We start from the raw sequence: 16,206 nt of genomic DNA on the forward strand, positions 1-16,206 counted from the left end.
CGCCTGCGCCCCCCCCACCCCCCCCCCCCCGGGCGCGCCCCCCCCGGGGCGCGCCCCCCCCCCCCCCCCGCCGGCGCGCGGGGGGGCCGCCCGCCCCCCCCCCCCGCACGACGGCGGCCATCGTGTCGACGACGGGCGTGCCGGTTACGCCGTACGGGCGATGACGTAGCGGAAGATGTTCGGCAGCCAGACGGCCCCGTCACCCCGTTCGTACGGGTGAAGCGCCTCCGCCAGCTCCTTCTCCACCTGGACCGGGTCCGAGCACTCGTACAACCCGGTCGACAGCAGCCCGCGCACCGCGCTGTCCACGTCGGCGTACCCGAAGGGGCAGAACACCCGCCCCGACCCGTCCGGCACCAGGCCGGCCTCCTCCGCCATCGCGTCCAGGTCCCGCGCCGCCGGGCCGCCGCCCAGGACGGACGGCACCGTGCACCGCTCCGCCGGACCCCAGTCGGCCAGCACCACCGCGCCACCGGGCCGGCGCACCGCCGGCAGGGCCGCGGCCAGGGCGCCCGGGGCGGGCGAGAAGGCCAGCAGCACGTCGTAGGGCACCGCGGGCACCGGCGGGGCCGCGAGGACCTCCAGGAGGCGCTCCCGGGCCAGCGTCCGGCGTGCCGGATCCGCCTCCACACCCGTGGCCAGGGCTCCCCGGCCCGAGGCCAGCAGCAGGGGCAGTCCGGCCCCGCAGTCGAGGCCCAGCAGCCGGTCGCCCGGCCCGACCTCCAGCCGGTCGTAGACCGCCTCGTACAGCGGTACCAGCATCCGTTCCTGGATCTCCGCCCAGTCCCGCGCGACAAGCGTCGCCGTCGGCGTCGGTGTCATCGAAAGAGCGCTCCTGATTCCTTGTCGCCCCCATGCCCCCGTTGCCAGGGAACTCCCGATTCGCCCCCGCGTCCAGAGGAGCGCGCCACCCGATTCGCACCCGATTCACGTTCGGCACTCCGGGCGCCGTACCATTCGCGCCATGGCAAAGGCACCCGTTCTCACCCCCCAGGCGGAGGATTTCCCCCGCTGGTACCAGGATCTGATCAACAAGGCCGAGCTGGCCGACAACGGTCCGGTACGCGGCACCATGGTCATCCGACCGTACGGCTACGGGCTGTGGGAGCGGATGCAGCAGGAGATGGACGCGCGCATCAAGGACGCGGGCGCCCAGAACGCGTACTTCCCGCTGTTCATCCCGCAGTCGTACCTGACGAGGGAAGCGGAGCACGTCGAGGGCTTCGCCCCCGAGCTCGCGGTCGTCACGCACGGCGGCGGCAAGGAGCTCGACGAGCCGGTCGTCGTCCGGCCCACCTCCGAGACGATCATCAACGACTACTTCTCCAAGTGGGTCCAGAGCTACCGCGACCTGCCCCTGCTGATCAACCAGTGGGCGAACGTGGTCCGCTGGGAGATGCGTCCGCGCGTGTTCCTCCGTACGAGCGAGTTCCTCTGGCAGGAGGGCCACACGGCCCACGTCACGTACGAGGACGCCCGCGACTACGCCGCCCGCATCCACACGGACGTGTACGGCGACTTCATGACCAACGTGCTCGGCATCGACGTCGTGCTCGGCCGCAAGACCGCCAAGGAGCGCTTCGCCGGCGCCATCAACACCCTCACCCTCGAGGGCGTGATGGGCGACGGCAAGGCCCTGCAGCTCGGCACCAGCCACGAGCTCGGCACCAACTTCGCCAAGGCCTTCAACACGCAGTACCTGTCGAAGGAAGGCAAGCAGGAGCTCGTCTGGCAGACCTCCTGGGGCGTCTCCACCCGCATGGTCGGCGGCCTGATCATGTCGCACGGCGACGACAACGGCCTGCGGGTCCCGCCCCGTCTCGCGCACGTCCAGGTCGTCGTCATGGCGATCAAGGGCGACGAGGCCGTGGCCAAGGTCCGCGAGCTGGGCGCCCAGCTCAAGGCCGCGGGCCTGCGGGTGTTCGTCGACGACCGCGTCGACACCCCCTTCGGCCGCCGCGCCGTGGACTGGGAGCTCAAGGGCGTACCGGTCCGCGTCGAGATCGGCCCCCGCGACCTGGAGGCCGGCACAGCGATGCTGGCCCGCCGGATCCCGGGCGGCAAGGAGGCCGTGCAGATCTCCGACCTCGCCGCCCTGCTGCCCAAGGTCCTGGAAGAGGACCAGGACCAGCTGCTGCGCGAGTCCCGCGAGCGCCGGCTGGCCCGTACCTCGGACGTGTCGACCATCGAGGAGGCCGCCGAGGCCGCCATCGCCGGCGGCTGGGCGCGGATCCCGTGGGCCGACCTCGGGCCCGAGGGCGAAGCGAAGCTTGCCGAGCAGGCCGTGTCCGTGCGCTGCCTGATCGCCGAGGACGGGTCGGTGCCGCAGGCGGACGACGCCCCCGGCAACCTCGCGATCGTCGCGCGCTCGTACTAGCCGGTCCGGCTGACGGCTCTCACGCCCCGGCGTGCGGCACCCGCCGCGCGCCGGGGCTGTGTCCGTCACCGCCGGCCGGTAGGCCGCCTTACGTACCGACTCCTCCTGAGATATGCGCACCCGTCCTCGTCGGGACGCATCAGACTGAACTGACTGGTACGTGCAAAAAATTTGGAATGGCCCGGAATCGGAACACCGGGGCACCCCGGCTCGTTGTCACGACGTGAGCACGACACCACCTGTTCTCGCCGCAGAGCTGGCGCAGGCGTGGGCCGATATTCAGCGGTACCACCCCGAGCTGCCTGACCTTGCCGCGCCCGAGTCCCTGATCGGAGAGTCCTCGTCCGCCTGCGGCGCCGAACTCTCCTTCGAGCGACTGCTGCACGAGGCAGTCCACGGCATCGCCGCAGCGCGCGGAGTGCGTGACACTTCGCGCGCCGGCCGCTACCACAACCGCAGGTTCCTCGCGATCGCCGAGGAGATGGGGCTGGACCACACCGAAGAGCCGCACGCGAGCAGCGGCTTCTCCCTGGTCTCGCTCAATCCCGAGGCGAAGAAGCGCTACCGCCCCACCATGGAGCGCCTCCAGCGCGCTCTGAAGGCCCATACGGCCGCCACGGCCGCCGACACCAAGCGCAGCTTCCGCGGTCCGGCCGCCCGGCACGGCTCCTCCGGCGGCGGCGTGCGCGTCAAGGCGGTCTGCGACTGCGGGCGCAACGTGCGCGTGGTGCCGTCCGTGCTGGCTCAGGCCCCGATCGTGTGCGGAGGCTGCATGAAGCCCTTCCGCATCCCCGAAGTGGCCATCGCGGTGGCCTCCTGACCCGGCGGGTGAGCTCCACGACCTTCCGGCCGAGCGCGCCGCGGGCGTGTGGCACAATGGACAGCTGTACTCGACAGTCGCATAGGACCCCTCTCTCCTCCGGCTGACGCGTCCATCGGGCACCCGAGTACCGCAACCCCACGTGGCATCTCATGTGCCCAACCACGTCAAGTTCAGGAGACACCACTCCAGTGGCAGTCAAGATCAAGCTCAAGCGCCTCGGCAAGATTCGCCAGCCGCACTACCGCATCGTCGTCGCCGACGCCCGTACCCGTCGGGACGGTCGCGCGATCGAAGAGATCGGTATCTACCACCCGACGTACAACCCGTCGCGCATCGAGGTCAACGCCGAGCGTGCGCAGTACTGGCTGTCGGTCGGCGCCCAGCCCACCGAGGCTGTGCTCGCCATCCTGAAGCTCACCGGTGACTGGCAGGCGCACAAGGGCCTCCCGGCCCCCGCGCCGCTGCTGCAGCCGGCGACGAAGGAGAACAAGCGTCGCTCCTTCGACGAGTTCGCCAAGGCCCTCGAGGGCATCGGCGAGGGCAAGGGCGAAGCCATTACCCAGAAGGCGAAGAAGGCCGACAAGAAGGCGGACGAGGCTGAGGCCGAGACCGCCGAGTCGACCGAGGCCTGAGCATGCTCGAGGAGGCTCTTGAGCACCTCGTGAAGGGCATCGTGGACAACCCCGACGAAGTGCAGGTCGCCTCGCGCAACCTGCGCCGCGGGCAGGTGCTGGAGGTCCGGGTCCACCCCGACGACCTCGGCAAGGTGATCGGCCGCAACGGTCGCACCGCACGTGCTCTGCGTACCGTCGTGGGCGCCATCGGCGGCCGGGGGATCCGCGTCGACCTCGTCGACGTGGACCAGGTCCGCTGAGACCCGGTTTGCCAGCAGCGTGAATCACCGGCACGGGCCGGGGAGGGCATACGTGCCCGCCCCGGCCCGTCGTCGTCTGAACAGGAGAAAAGCAGTGGAGCTGGTAGTCGCGCGGATCGGCCGCGCCCACGGGATCAAGGGTGAGGTCACCGTCGAGGTGCGGACCGACGAGCCCGAGCTGCGGCTCGGACCCGGCGCCGTGCTCCGGACCGACCCGGCGTCGGCGGGACCGCTGACGATCGAGGCGGGCCGGGTGCACAGCGGCAGGCTGATGCTGCGCTTCGCCGGGGTCAAGGACCGCACCGGCGCCGAGGCGCTGCGCAACATCCTGCTCATCGCCGACGTGGACCCGGCGGAGCTGCCCGCCGAGGACGACGAGTACTACGACCACCAGCTGATGGACCTCGACGTGGTTCTCGAGGACGGCACGGTGATCGGCCGGATCACCGAGATCTCGCACCTGCCCTCGCAGGACCTGTTCATCGTCGAGCGGCCGGACGGCACCGAGGTGATGATCCCCTTCGTCGAGGAGATCGTCGCCGAGATCGACCTCGACGAGCAGCGCTGCGTCATCACCCCGCCGCCCGGTCTCATCGACGAGCGCGAGGCGATCGTCGTGTCCACCCGGGACGAGGACGCGGACTCGGACGCAGACGCGGACTCGGACTCGGCCGAGGGCGTGAACGGGGAAGACGCCTGATGCGTCTCGACGTCGTCACGATCTTCCCCGAGTACCTGGAACCGCTCAACGTCTCCCTGGTCGGCAAGGCTCGGGCGCGCGGCCAGCTCGACGTACACGTCCACGACCTGCGGCACTGGACGTACGACCGGCACAACACGGTGGACGACACGCCTTACGGCGGCGGTCCCGGCATGGTGATGAAGACCGAGCCCTGGGGTGAGGCCCTGGACGCGGCGCTGGCCGACGGCTACGAGGCGGGCGCGCACGGGCCCGTCATCGTCGTCCCCACTCCCAGCGGCCGACCCTTCACCCAGGAACTGGCCGTCGAGCTCTCCGAACGCCCCTGGCTGATCTTCACCCCGGCCCGGTACGAGGGCATCGACCGCCGGGTCATGGACGAGTACGCCACGCGCCTGCCGGTCTACGAGGTGTCCATCGGCGACTACGTCCTCGCCGGCGGCGAGGCGGCCGTCCTGGTGGTCACGGAGGCCGTGGCCCGGCTGCTGCCCGGGGTGCTCGGCAACGCCGAATCGCACCGCGACGACTCCTTCGCGGCCGGGGACATGGCGAACCTCCTGGAGGGGCCCGTCTACACCAAGCCCCCCCAGTGGCGTGGCCACGGGATCCCGGACGTGCTGGTCAGCGGCCACCACGGCAAGATCGCCCGGTGGCGCCGCGACGAGGCCTTCCGCCGCACGGCGGCCAACCGCCCCGATCTGATCGAGCGCTGCGAAGCCTCCTCCTTCGACAAGAAGGACCGCGAGCTGCTGAGCATCCTCGGCTGGAAGCCGTCTCCCGACGGCCGATTTTGGCGCAGGCCCCAGCCCGTGGAAGAATAGGCGGCTGCTGTGTGCTCGCGTACGCCCCTGCCACAGGGGGACAGTCGTCCGCCGGGTCCCGCAGCTCCCGAATTCTCTCCGGAAACCCCGCATCGGCGACCTGTGGCGTCATGCGAAGAAAGCAGACGAATCTCATGTCTCACCTGCTCGATGGCGTCAACGCCGCCACCCTGCGCTCGGACCTCCCGGCCTTCCGCCCGGGTGACACCGTCAACGTGCACGTCCGCGTGATCGAGGGCAACCGCTCCCGTATCCAGCAGTTCAAGGGTGTCGTCATCCGCCGCCAGGGCTCGGGCGTCTCCGAGACCTTCACGGTCCGCAAGGTCTCCTTCAGCGTCGGCGTGGAGCGTACCTTCCCGGTCCACTCCCCGATCTTCGAGAAGATCGAGCTCGTCACCCGCGGTGACGTGCGTCGCGCCAAGCTGTACTTCCTCCGTGAGCTCCGCGGCAAGGCCGCGAAGATCAAGGAGAAGCGCGACCGCTGATCTGCTCCCGGGGTTCGGGGGAAGGCCGGATAGGCTCGCCCCCGATGGACACCGAAGCACCTCACACGCAGCGCGGCCACTCTTCCCCCGGCGAGGGGGAGGAGAGGTCGCGCTTCGTGCTTTCCGGAGCCGGGCCCGCCGAGGACCCGGGCGCGCGGACGGACCCCGGCAAGGCCGGCTGGCTGACCTGGCGGCGCGCCGGGCTGCTCGGCATGGCCTGCACCGTCTTCCTGCTGCTGTTCAGCAATTTCGTGCTCCAGCCCTTCCTGATCCCGAGCCGCTCGATGGAGCCCACGCTCGCCGTCGGGGACCGGGTGCTGGTCAACAAGCTGGCGTACCGTTTCGGCGCCACGCCGGAGCGCGGTGACGTCGTGGTCTTCGACGGCAAGGGCTCCTTCGTGCGGGAGACCCCGGACGGGAATCCGATCGGCGACGCCCTGCACGGGGCGGCCTCGGCGCTCGGGCTGGCCGAACCCTCGGACACCGATTTCGTGAAGCGGGTCGTGGGCGTCGGCGGCGACGACGTGGTGTGCGACGGGAACGGCCGGATCAAGGTCAACGGCGTGCCGCTGGACGAGCCGTACCTCTTCCCCGGCGACTCGGGATCGAGAGTGCCGTTCCGCGTCGTCGTGCCCCTCGGGACCCTGTGGGTCATGGGTGACCACCGTTCCCAGTCCCGGGACTCCCGGGACCACCTGGGGGAGCCGGGCGGGGGGATGGTGCCGGTGGAGAAGGTGATCGGGCGGGCCGACTGGATCGGCTGGCCGGTTTCGCGCTGGGGCGACGCGGGTTCCGTGGGCGGTGGCCGTGGGTAGCCGCGGGCGCCCGCGGGGCTACGAGGACGCCGGGCATGAGCCGGAACCGGACGCGGCCGCCGGGCCCGGCGGCCGGGCCGAGCGGCGCCGCCTCGCCCGCCGGGTCCGGCGCAGACGGCGTACCCGCCGGGCGGGGGAGCTGCCCCTGCTCGTGGTGGTCGCGCTGTGCATCGCCCTGATCCTCAAGACCTTCCTCGTCCAGGCCTTCTTCATCCCGTCGGGCTCCATGGAGCAGACGATCCGGATCGGCGACCGGGTCCTGGTGGACAAGCTCACCCCGTGGTTCGGCTCCGAGGTCGAGCGCGGAGACGTGGTCGTGTTCAAGGATCCGGGAGGCTGGCTGGGTGCCGAGAGCGTCCAGACCGCCGAGGACCCGGTGGGGATCAAGCAGATCAAAAAGACCCTCACCTTCATCGGCCTGCTGCCCTCGGCGAGCGAACAGGACCTGATCAAGCGGGTGATCGGCGTAGGCGGGGACAGCGTGAAGTGCTGTGACGCCCGGGGCCGGGTCAGCGTCAACGGGTCGCCGCTCGACGAGCCGTACGTGAACCCGGGCAACGTGCCCTCGGAGATCCGCTTCGAGGTGCAGGTGCCCCCCGGACGGATCTTCGTCATGGGCGACCACCGGGCGAACTCCGCCGACTCCCGCTACCACCTCGACGAGGCCTTCCACGGCACGATCGACGAGAAGGACGTGGTCGGCGAGGCCGTGGTGATCGCCTGGCCCTTCGGGCACTGGCACCGGCTGGAACAGCCCGCCACCTTCCGCATGGTTCCCGACCAGGCGCGCGGCGGTCGCCGCGCGCCCCGTAGGCGCCGCGGCGCCTCCTCGTTCGCATAGTGTGTCCTTGGTCTCCCGCGCCTTCGGGAACTCCCGCTCGTTAAGGGAGGGGAGGGCCCGTGCCTCATCAGGGCCGGGCGTCGATTTCCGAACGAGGAGTGGATGTGGGGGACGTGGCGGTTGGTGCACGATCCGGACGCGACGAGGGTGGCGAGGAGCCGAACGACTCCTCCAGGCCCGATGCCGTCGAGAACGACGGCGACGCGCAGGACGGCGCCGCGGCTCGCCCGCACCGTTCGTTCTGGAAGGAGCTGCCGCTCCTGGTCGGCATCGCCCTGCTGCTCGCTCTGCTGATCAAGACCTTCCTGGTGCAGGCGTTCTCCATCCCCTCCGACTCGATGCAGAACACCCTGCAGCGCGGTGACCGGGTGCTCGTGGACAAGCTGACGCCGTGGTTCGGATCGGAGCCCGAGCGCGGTGAGGTCGTGGTCTTCCACGACCCGTCGAACTGGCTGAGCGGGGAGCCCACCCCGGACCCCAACATCGCGCAGAAGGCCCTCAGCTGGATCGGCCTCATGCCGTCCGCAGAGGAGAAGGACCTGATCAAGCGGACGATCGCCATCGGCGGTGACACGGTCGAGTGCAAGAAGGGGGGACCGGTCATCGTCAACGGCAAGGAGCTCGACGAGCCGTACATCTTCCCGGGCAACACCCCGTGCGACGACTTCCCCTTCGGTCCGCTCACCGTGCCCAAGGGCAAGATCTGGGTGATGGGCGACCACCGGCAGAACTCGCAGGACTCCCGCTACCACCAGCAGGACCCCACCCAGGGCTTCGTGCCCGTCAGTGATGTCGTCGGACGCGCCGTGGTGGTCGCCTGGCCGATCACCCGCTGGTCCACCCTGCCGATTCCGGACACCTACGATCAGCCGGGCATCGGCACGCAGACCAAGGCCACCGCGCTCGGTCTGGGCGCCGCCGGGCTGGCGCCGGTCGGGCTCGGCCCCGCCGCGCTCGGGTTCGCCGGCGCGGTGCCGGTCGTGCTGTGGCGCTGGCGGAGGCTGACCGCGGGGCCTACCGACAGGTAGGGTGCCGCCCAGGTCGACGATCTCCGAGGGTGGGGGCGCTTCACATGGGCGGAACACAAGCAATACGAGCAGGTGACGGCGATGGCCGCGGTGCTCTCGGCAGCGTGCTGTCGGGAGTGGCCGTGGCCATCGGCTTTGTGCTCTTCCTGGGCGGGTTCGTGTGGGGAGCCGTCGTGTACCAGCCGTACACGGTGCCGACCGACTCGATGGTGCCGACCGTGAAGCCCGGAGACCGGGTGCTGGCGCAGCGCATCACCGGGGGAGAGGTGCGCCGCGGGGACGTGGTGATCTTCAAGGACGAGCAGTGGAGCGATTCGCCGATGGTCAAGCGGGTCGTCGGCATCGGCGGGGACACGGTCAAGTGCTGCGGTGACGGCGGCCGGCTCACCGTCAACGGCAAGGAGCTGGACGAGCCGTACATCGAGGTGGAGCAGCTCGACGTGGTGGGCGCTCCGGGCGGGTCCGCCTCCCGCACGCCGTTCGAGGTGACGGTGCCGGAGGGCAACCTGTTCCTGCTCGGCGACCGGCGCGGAGCCTCGCTGGACTCCCGGGCCCACCTGCAGGAGGCCGGCCAGGGGACGGTGGCCCGCTCGGCGGTCACGGGCCGCGTCGACGCCCTCGCGTGGCCCGACGCGTCGATGCTGGAGCGTCCCAAGGCCTACGCCGCCCTGCCCGGCGGGACCTCGGCACCGGGGCCGCTGCGGCTCCAGGTGGCCGCAGTGGTGGCCGGAGCCGCCCTGGTGGTGCTCGGAGCCGCGTACGGGCCGGTCGTACGGGTTCTCGGGCGCGGGCGCGGGCGGAGGCAGGGCCGGGCCGATGCCCGCTGACGCCCCGGCACCGGTGCCGGGGCCCGGTCCCGGGCCCGGTCCGCGCAAGGTGGCGCGGGTGATCCTGCTGGACCCCGAGGACCGCATCCTGCTGCTGCACGGCTTCGAGCCGGGAGACCCGGCGGACGACTGGTGGTTCACCCCCGGCGGCGGTCTGGAAGGGTCCGAGACCCGGGAACAGGCCGCGCTCCGCGAGCTCGCGGAGGAGACCGGGATCACCGACGTGGAACTGGGGCCGGTGCTGTGGCACCGCTACTGCTCCTTCCCCTTCGACGGGCGCCGCTGGGAGCAGGACGAGTGGTACTTCCTGGCCCGGACGAGCCAGACGGCGACCGCGCTGGGAGGCCTCACCGAGCTGGAGCGGCGCAGCGTCTCGGGCACCAGGTGGTGGACCTCCGAGGAACTTCTTGCGGCCCATGAGACGGTGTACCCGACCAGACTCGCAGAGCTGCTCCGCACGCTGCTCGACGACGGTCCCCCGGGTGCGCCCGTGAACCTGGCCCCGGAAATCGTTTAGGGGCGCACGGGCCTGGCGCACAATAGGGGGACGCACGGCTGAAGGGGAACATGCCATGAGTGCCGAGGACCTCGAGAAGTACGAGACCGAGATGGAGCTGAAGCTCTATCGCGAGTACCGCGACGTCGTCGGGCTGTTCAAGTATGTGATCGAGACCGAACGCCGTTTCTACCTCACCAACGACTACGAGATGCAGGTGCACTCGGTGCAGGGGGAGGTCTTCTTCGAGGTCTCGATGGCCGACGCGTGGGTCTGGGACATGTACAGACCGGCTCGGTTCGTGAAACAGGTACGGGTGCTCACCTTCAAGGACGTGAACATCGAGGAGCTCAACAAGAGCGATCTCGAACTTCCGGGCAGCTGATTCCGTCGCCTGCTTCCCCGGCCCGGCCCACCGGCCTGGTTCCCTCGACGGGGTGACGCGGTTGTCCACATCGCCCCGGTTGTCCACCAAGATCCACGAGGTGGGCGGGGACGCGGGATCGTCGGTGCCGGAGGTGGTGCCGGATGAACGCGAAGGGCGTGGCACAGCAGGCATTGGGGCGGTACGGCGAGGACCTCGCGACGCGGCGGCTCACCGAGGCCGGGATGACCGTGATCGCGCGGAACTGGCGGTGTCGCGGCGGGGAGATCGACATCGTCGCCCGCGACGGGGACGCCCTCGTCGTGTGCGAGGTCAAGACCCGGCGGGCGGGGGAGTTCGAACATCCCATGGCCGCGCTGCGGCCCGCCAAGGCCGAGCGCTTGCGCCGGCTCGCCGGGCGCTGGCTGGCCGACCACGGGGGACCACCCCCGGGCGGGGTGCGCATCGACCTCGTCGGAGTCCTCCTGCCGCGGCGCGGCGGGCCCCTGGTCGAGCACGTCAGGGGGGCGGCCTGATGGGGTTCGCGCGGGCCTGCTCGGTGGCCCTCGTGGGCGTCGACGGCGTGGTGGTGGAGGTCCAGGCCGACCTGGAGCCCGGGGTCGCCACCTTCTCCCTGGTGGGGCTGCCCGACAAGACCCTGGTCGAGAGCCGGGACCGGGTCAGGGCGGCCGTGGTGAACTCGGGCGCCGCCTGGCCGCAGAAGAAGCTCACCGTCGGCCTCAGTCCGGCGTCGGTCCCGAAGTCGGGCGCGGGTTTCGACCTCGCTGTGGCGGCCGCCGTCCTGGGCGCCGCAGAGGTGGTCGACCCGAAGGTGATCGCCGACCTCGTCCTCATCGGGGAGCTGGGGCTGGACGGCCGGGTGCGTCCCGTCCGCGGGATCCTGCCGGCGGTGCTCGCCGCCGCCGAGGCCGGATACCGGCAGGTCGTGGTCCCGCAGCAGTGCGCGGCCGAGGCCGTGCTCGTCCCGGACGTCTCGGTGCTCGGGGTACGCAGCCTGCGGCAACTGATCGCGGTGCTCACCGAGGGGGAGGTCCCCGAGGAGGAGCCACCGGATCCGTCCGGGCGCCCGGACCCGATGCTCGCCGGGCTCGTCGTCCCCGGCGCCGGACTCGGCACGGGGGTGGCCCGCGACGGCGACGGGCGGGACTTCCCCGACCTCGCGGACGTCGCCGGACAGCACGCGGCACGCCGGGCCCTGGAGGTGGCGGCCGCCGGGGGCCACCACCTGTTCCTGAGCGGACCGCCGGGCGCGGGCAAGACGATGATGGCCGAGCGGATCCCGTGGATCATGCCCCCGCTCACCCGACAGGACTCCCTGGAGGTCACGGCCGTCCACTCGGTCGCGGGAATCCTGCCCCCGGGCGAACCACTGGTCGCGCGGCCCCCGTACTGCGCACCGCACCACTCGGCGACCATGCAGTCCCTCGTCGGGGGCGGAGCCGGTGTGGCCAGGCCCGGAGCGGTGTCCCTGGCCCACAGGGGGGTGCTGTTCCTCGACGAAGCCGCAGAGTTCAGCACCAAGGCCCTGGACGCCCTGAGGCAGCCCCTCGAAGCGGGACACGTGGTCATCGCCCGGGCCGCCGGGGTGGTACGCCTGCCGGCCCGGTTCCTGATGGTGCTGGCCGCCAACCCCTGTCCCTGCGGCCGGCACACCCTGCACGGGACCGGATGCGACTGCCCGGCCTCGGTGATCCGCCGTTACCAGGCCCGGCTGTCGGGGCCGCTGCTGGACCGGGTGGACCTGCGCGTGGAGGTCGAGCCGGTCACCCGCTCCGATCTGCTGGGGCGCGGGGGCCGCGGCGAAGCCACGGCGGTGGTGGCCGCGCGCGTCAGGGAGGCCCGGGACCGGGCGGCGGCCCGGCTCGACGGCACGCCCTGGCGGCTCAACGCGGAGGTCCCGGGCCACGAGCTGCGGACCCGCTGGCCGGCCGCCCCGGGAGCAATGGCCCAGGCCGAGCGGGACCTGGAGCGCGGCCTGCTGACCGCGCGGGGGCTCGACCGGGTGCTCCGGGTCGCCTGGACGGTGGCGGACCTGAGGAGCCGGGACCGCCCCGACGCCCTGGACGTGGCGGTCGCCCTCGAACTGCGCACCGGAATCGCCCGCGGAGCCACGGCGCACCTGGACGCCGCCTCATGACCGCCGCGACGCCGCCCCCGGGACCCGGCCCGGAGCGGGAGCGGGAGGGGGAGGCGGAGCCCGCGGGTGAGGTGCTCGCGCGGGCCGCGCTCACCCGGGTCCTGGAGCCCGGGGAGGAGCCCGGCGGGCGCTGGCTGCGGGCGTACGGGGCCGTCGGGCTGATACGGCTGCTGACCGGGCCCGCGCCGGAGCCAGGGGTGCTGACCGGGGTCGGCGGCGAGCGGCTCGCCGGATACCGGCGCCGGGCCGCGTCGGCCGACCCCCGGCGGGACCTGGAGGTCGCCGCCGAGACCGGGGGCCGGTTCGTCTGCCCCGGGTCGGCGGAGTGGCCGAGTCAGCTGGACGACCTCGGCGACGCCCGGCCCGTCGGGCTGTGGGTGCGGGGCAGGCCGAGCCTGCGGGCCTGGGCCCTGCGGTCCGTGGCGGTGGTCGGGGCCCGCGCGTGCACCCCGTACGGGGCACACATGGCCCAGAGCCTGGCCGGTGAACTCGCCGAGCGCGGGTGGGTGGTGGTCTCGGGCGCCGCCTACGGGATCGACGGCGCCGCCCACCGCGGCGCCCTCGCCGCCGGCGGAGCGACGGCCGCCGTGCTGGCCTGCGGAGTGGACGTGCCCTACCCGCGCGGGCACGCCGGACTGTTCGGCCGGATCGCCGCCCAGGGGCTGCTCCTCGGCGAGCTGCCGCCCGGTAGCCATCCCACGCCGAGCCGTTTCGTCCTGCGCAACCGCGTCATCGCCGCCCTGACCCGGGGCACGGTCGTCGTGGAGGCGGCCCACCGCAGCGGCTCCCTGGTCACCGCCCGGCGGGCCCAGGCACTGGGACGGATCACCATGGGCATCCCCGGCCCGGCCACCAGCGGGCTCTCGGCCGGCGTGCACGAACTGCTGCGCGGCGAGGCCGCGCTGGTCACCGACGCGGCCGAGGTCATCGAGCTGGTCGGAGGGATGGGAGAGCTGGCCCCCGAGCGGCGGGGCCCCGTGATCGCCCGGGACCTGCTGGGTCCCGAAGCGGTGCGGGTACTCGACGCCCTCCCGGTGGGACGCCTCGCGGACCTGGAGGAACTGGCCCTCGCTGCGGGCGTCGGCACCGATGAAGTCATCGGCAGACTGTACGAACTTCACTCTCTGGGGTTCGTCGAACGGCAGGGCGACGGCTGGCAGTTGACCCCGAAGCGGCCGAGAGGAGGCGCATAAAGCGGAGCCACCCGGCGAGGCGGTCGTTGACCTGGGGTGTTCCGGTGAAAGAGTGAAGCCGATGAGAGACGCGGTCTTCCCAGTGGCACCCGCCGGGACCGTGCGCCAGGCGCCGGTCCCGGGGCGGCCGCGCGAGCCGGGGCGCCCTTGCGGGCACGCGCGATCCCGTACTCTTCGCGCACCGCGACACTTCCGTCACGCTACGCTCCCAAGGAATCCGGCTCCGGCAAAGGCGAAGCATGCCCCAGCACACCTCAGGGTCCGACCGCGCTGCGGTTCCCCCCGCTGCGCGCGGCAGCGAGCGGTCCACCGCGCCCTCGTCGCTGGAGGTGCTGTGGCGCTCGTACAAGGACTCGGGTGACGAGCGGCTGCGGGAGCAGCTGATCCTGCACTACTCGCCCCTCGTGAAGTACGTGGCCGGCCGCGTCAGCGTCGGCCTGCCGCCCAATGTGGAACAGGCCGACTTCGTCTCCTCCGGAGTCTTCGGACTGATCGATGCCATCGAGAAGTTCGACATCGAACGGTCCATCAAGTTCGAGACGTACGCGATCACCCGCATCCGCGGCGCGATGATCGACGAGTTGCGGGCGCTGGACTGGATCCCCCGCTCGGTGCGGCAGAAGGCGCGCGCCGTGGAACGGGCCTACGCCACGCTGGAGGCCCAGCTGCGGCGCACACCCACCGAGCACGAGGTCGCCGGGGAAATGGGCATCGGGGTGGAGGATCTGCACGCCGTTTTCAGCCAGTTGTCGCTGGCCAACGTGGTCGCCCTGGAAGAGCTGCTGCACGTCGGCGGGGAGGGCGACCGGCTCTCCCTGATGGACACCCTGGAGGACACCGCCGCGGACAACCCGGTGGAGGTCGCGGAGGACCGGGAGTTGCGGCGGCTGCTGGCGCGGGCCATCAACACGCTGCCCGAGCGGGAGAAGACGGTGGTGACCCTCTACTACTACGAGGGGCTCACGCTCGCCGAGATCGGCAACGTCCTCGGGGTCACCGAGAGCCGCGTCAGCCAGATCCACACCAAGTCGGTCCTGCAGCTGCGGGCGAAGCTGGCGGACGTCGGGCGCTGAACCGGCGTCCCGGGGTGCGAGGGCGGAGTCCGAGAGCGTGCGACGGCCTTGCGGTACATCCGTAGAGTGGACGCGTGCCCAGGATTCGAGCGGCCTCCGTGGCCGAGCACCGGTCGATGCAGCGCGGCGCCCTGTTGGACGCCGCGCGTTCCCTGCTGTCCGAAGGGGGGACGGAAGCGCTGACCTTCCCCGCCCTCGCCGAACGGACCGGCCTCGCCCGGTCCTCCGTGTACGAGTACTTCCGGTCCCGCGCGGCCGTCGTCGAAGAGCTGTGCGCGGTGGACTTCCCCGTATGGGCGGCCGAGATCGAGGCGGCGATGTCCGAGGCGGATTCGCCGGAGGCGAAGATCGAGGCGTATGTGCGCTGCCAGCTGGGGCTGGTCGGGGACAAGCGGCACCGGGCGGTGGTGGCGATCTCGGCGAGCGAGCTGGACGCGGGGGCGCGCGAGAAGATCCGCGCGGCGCACGGGAGCCTGATCGCGATGATCGTGGAGGCGCTGGCCGCGCTGGGGCAGGCGGAGCCGAGGCTGGCCGCGATGCTGCTCCAGGGTGTGGTGGACGCCGCCGTCCGGCGGATCGAGGCGGGCGCGGGGGAGGACCCCGTCGTGGTCACGGACGCGGCGGTGGCCATGGCCCTGCGGGGCGTCCTGGGCTGACCCGGCGCTGACCCGGCCCCGGCCCGGCCCCGGAGGCGGGCCTCGCCCTGGGCCCGGTTCTTCGTCGGGCGTGCGGTGCGGTGCGGCGGCGGCCGGCCCTGCGGGGCGAAGTCCCCTACCCGCCCTTCCTCCGTTCCCAGGGCTCCGCCCTGACCCGGTCCTCAAGCGCCGGACGGCTGAAATCCGGACTCCGGTTCTTCAGCGCCGGGCAGCTGAAATCCGGACTCCCGGCCTCATGCGCCGGACGGCTGAAATCCGGACTCCGGGCCTAAGCGCCGGGCGGCTGGGAACTCGGATCCTGGGCCTCGAGTGCCGGGCGGCTGAGGGGTAGTAGGCGGGGGGTCGGGCGGGGGAGGAGCGTCAGGGGGTTGAGGTAGGTCTCGGCGCGGAGAAGGCCCCAGTGGAGGCAGGAACGGGGGCAGTGGGCGCCGTCCGCGAGGAGGGCCACCACCTGGCCCGCCGTGACCTCGGCGCCCTGCGCCACCAGGGGGCGGACCGGTTCGTACGTCGTGCGCAGGCCGTTCGGGAGGGTCAGCGAGAGGACCCCGCGGCCCGCGACCGGGCCCGCGTAGTGGACCCGGCCCGGACCGACCGCGCGGAGCTCCGCGCCCACCCCCGCCGCCAACTTCGGAAGATCACACGTCAGAACTCCACTCACGCGAGATAGAATATCTT

The 16,206-nt window shown here is 72.0% G+C and carries 19 protein-coding genes and 1 pseudogene; 18 read left to right on the top strand and 2 right to left on the bottom strand.

From position 1 onward, the window contains the following. Positions 1-144 precede the first annotated feature (144 nt). Positions 145-822: a methyltransferase type 11 gene (locus ABZY57_RS28515; protein WP_356516723.1), complete on the bottom strand. Its 678-nt coding sequence runs from the start codon at positions 820-822 to the stop codon at positions 145-147. A gap of 142 nt (positions 823-964) precedes the next feature. Between ABZY57_RS28515 and proS the strand changes: the two genes are divergently transcribed. From proS to ABZY57_RS28605, 18 genes and pseudogenes are all read left to right on the top strand, one after another. Beyond that, the gene (gene proS, locus ABZY57_RS28520; RefSeq protein WP_356516725.1) at positions 965-2,377 is read left to right on the top strand and encodes a proline--tRNA ligase; all 1,413 of its coding nucleotides are present in this window, start codon (positions 965-967) and stop codon (positions 2,375-2,377) included. A gap of 223 nt (positions 2,378-2,600) precedes the next feature. Then, positions 2,601-3,197: a hypothetical protein gene (locus ABZY57_RS28525; RefSeq protein ID WP_356516727.1), complete on the top strand. Its 597-nt coding sequence runs from the start codon at positions 2,601-2,603 to the stop codon at positions 3,195-3,197. Positions 3,198-3,388: 191 nt separating this feature from the next. Then, positions 3,389-3,832 (top strand): 30S ribosomal protein S16, encoded by a 444-nt coding sequence (rpsP, locus tag ABZY57_RS28530; RefSeq protein WP_243337676.1) that lies wholly within the window; start codon positions 3,389-3,391, stop codon positions 3,830-3,832. Between the two features lie 2 nt (positions 3,833-3,834). Continuing rightward, positions 3,835-4,074: an RNA-binding protein gene (locus tag ABZY57_RS28535; RefSeq protein ID WP_030011889.1), complete on the top strand. Its 240-nt coding sequence runs from the start codon at positions 3,835-3,837 to the stop codon at positions 4,072-4,074. Positions 4,075-4,168: 94 nt separating this feature from the next. Further along, entirely contained in the window at positions 4,169-4,774 is a 606-nt protein-coding gene (gene rimM, locus ABZY57_RS28540; protein WP_356516730.1) for a ribosome maturation factor RimM, read from the top strand. Further along, complete coding sequence (gene trmD, locus ABZY57_RS28545) at positions 4,774-5,595, top strand: tRNA (guanosine(37)-N1)-methyltransferase TrmD (RefSeq protein ID WP_356516732.1); 822 nt, start codon at positions 4,774-4,776, stop codon at positions 5,593-5,595. The genes rimM and trmD overlap by 1 nt, the downstream gene beginning before the upstream one ends. Positions 5,596-5,729: 134 nt before the next feature. Beyond that, on the top strand, positions 5,730-6,080 hold the full coding sequence (rplS, locus tag ABZY57_RS28550; protein WP_243337670.1) for a 50S ribosomal protein L19: 351 nt from the start codon (positions 5,730-5,732) through the stop codon (positions 6,078-6,080). A 44-nt stretch (positions 6,081-6,124) separates the two neighbouring features. Further along, the gene (lepB, locus tag ABZY57_RS28555; RefSeq protein ID WP_356516734.1) at positions 6,125-6,895 is read left to right on the top strand and encodes a signal peptidase I; all 771 of its coding nucleotides are present in this window, start codon (positions 6,125-6,127) and stop codon (positions 6,893-6,895) included. 70 nt (positions 6,896-6,965) lie between these two features. After that, positions 6,966-7,881 (top strand): annotated as a pseudogene (gene lepB, locus ABZY57_RS28560) (signal peptidase I); the annotation flags it as partial. Then, positions 7,841-8,764 (top strand): signal peptidase I, encoded by a 924-nt coding sequence (gene lepB / locus ABZY57_RS28565; RefSeq protein WP_356516736.1) that lies wholly within the window; start codon positions 7,841-7,843, stop codon positions 8,762-8,764. The pseudogene lepB (ABZY57_RS28560) and the gene lepB (ABZY57_RS28565), both read left to right, overlap by 41 nt. A 44-nt stretch (positions 8,765-8,808) precedes the next feature. After that, on the top strand, positions 8,809-9,591 hold the full coding sequence (lepB, locus tag ABZY57_RS28570) for a signal peptidase I (RefSeq protein WP_356516738.1): 783 nt from the start codon (positions 8,809-8,811) through the stop codon (positions 9,589-9,591). Then, positions 9,581-10,108, top strand: a complete 528-nt coding sequence (locus ABZY57_RS28575) for an NUDIX hydrolase (protein WP_356516740.1) — start codon at positions 9,581-9,583, stop codon at positions 10,106-10,108. Before lepB (ABZY57_RS28570) ends, ABZY57_RS28575 begins: the two co-directional genes overlap by 11 nt. A 55-nt stretch (positions 10,109-10,163) precedes the next feature. Then, entirely contained in the window at positions 10,164-10,472 is a 309-nt protein-coding gene (locus ABZY57_RS28580; RefSeq protein WP_005311352.1) for a DUF2469 domain-containing protein, read from the top strand. A 143-nt stretch (positions 10,473-10,615) separates the two neighbouring features. Beyond that, positions 10,616-10,987 carry a YraN family protein gene (locus ABZY57_RS28585; RefSeq protein WP_356516742.1) on the top strand — a complete coding sequence of 124 codons (372 nt, stop codon included), beginning with the start codon at positions 10,616-10,618 and terminating at the stop codon, positions 10,985-10,987. After that, positions 10,987-12,609 carry an ATP-binding protein gene (locus ABZY57_RS28590; protein ID WP_356516744.1) on the top strand — a complete coding sequence of 541 codons (1,623 nt, stop codon included), beginning with the start codon at positions 10,987-10,989 and terminating at the stop codon, positions 12,607-12,609. Before ABZY57_RS28585 ends, ABZY57_RS28590 begins: the two co-directional genes overlap by 1 nt. Continuing rightward, complete coding sequence (gene dprA, locus ABZY57_RS28595) at positions 12,606-13,802, top strand: DNA-processing protein DprA (RefSeq protein WP_356516746.1); 1,197 nt, start codon at positions 12,606-12,608, stop codon at positions 13,800-13,802. Before ABZY57_RS28590 ends, dprA begins: the two co-directional genes overlap by 4 nt. Positions 13,803-14,041: 239 nt before the next feature. Continuing rightward, positions 14,042-14,875, top strand: coding sequence for an RNA polymerase sigma factor WhiG (whiG, locus tag ABZY57_RS28600; RefSeq protein ID WP_250743879.1), 834 nt, complete (start codon positions 14,042-14,044; stop codon positions 14,873-14,875). 98 nt (positions 14,876-14,973) lie between these two features. Then, complete coding sequence (locus ABZY57_RS28605) at positions 14,974-15,531, top strand: helix-turn-helix domain-containing protein (protein WP_356516751.1); 558 nt, start codon at positions 14,974-14,976, stop codon at positions 15,529-15,531. 268 nt (positions 15,532-15,799) lie between these two features. Here ABZY57_RS28605 and ABZY57_RS28610 read toward each other — a convergent pair whose 3' ends face one another. Continuing rightward, positions 15,800-16,189 carry a M23 family metallopeptidase gene (locus ABZY57_RS28610; protein ID WP_356516749.1) on the bottom strand — a complete coding sequence of 130 codons (390 nt, stop codon included), beginning with the start codon at positions 16,187-16,189 and terminating at the stop codon, positions 15,800-15,802. Positions 16,190-16,206: the final 17 nt, after the last annotated feature.

The organism is Streptomyces sp. NPDC006450, from assembly GCF_040612195.1.
In the GTDB taxonomy this organism is placed as follows: domain Bacteria; phylum Actinomycetota; class Actinomycetes; order Streptomycetales; family Streptomycetaceae; genus Streptomyces.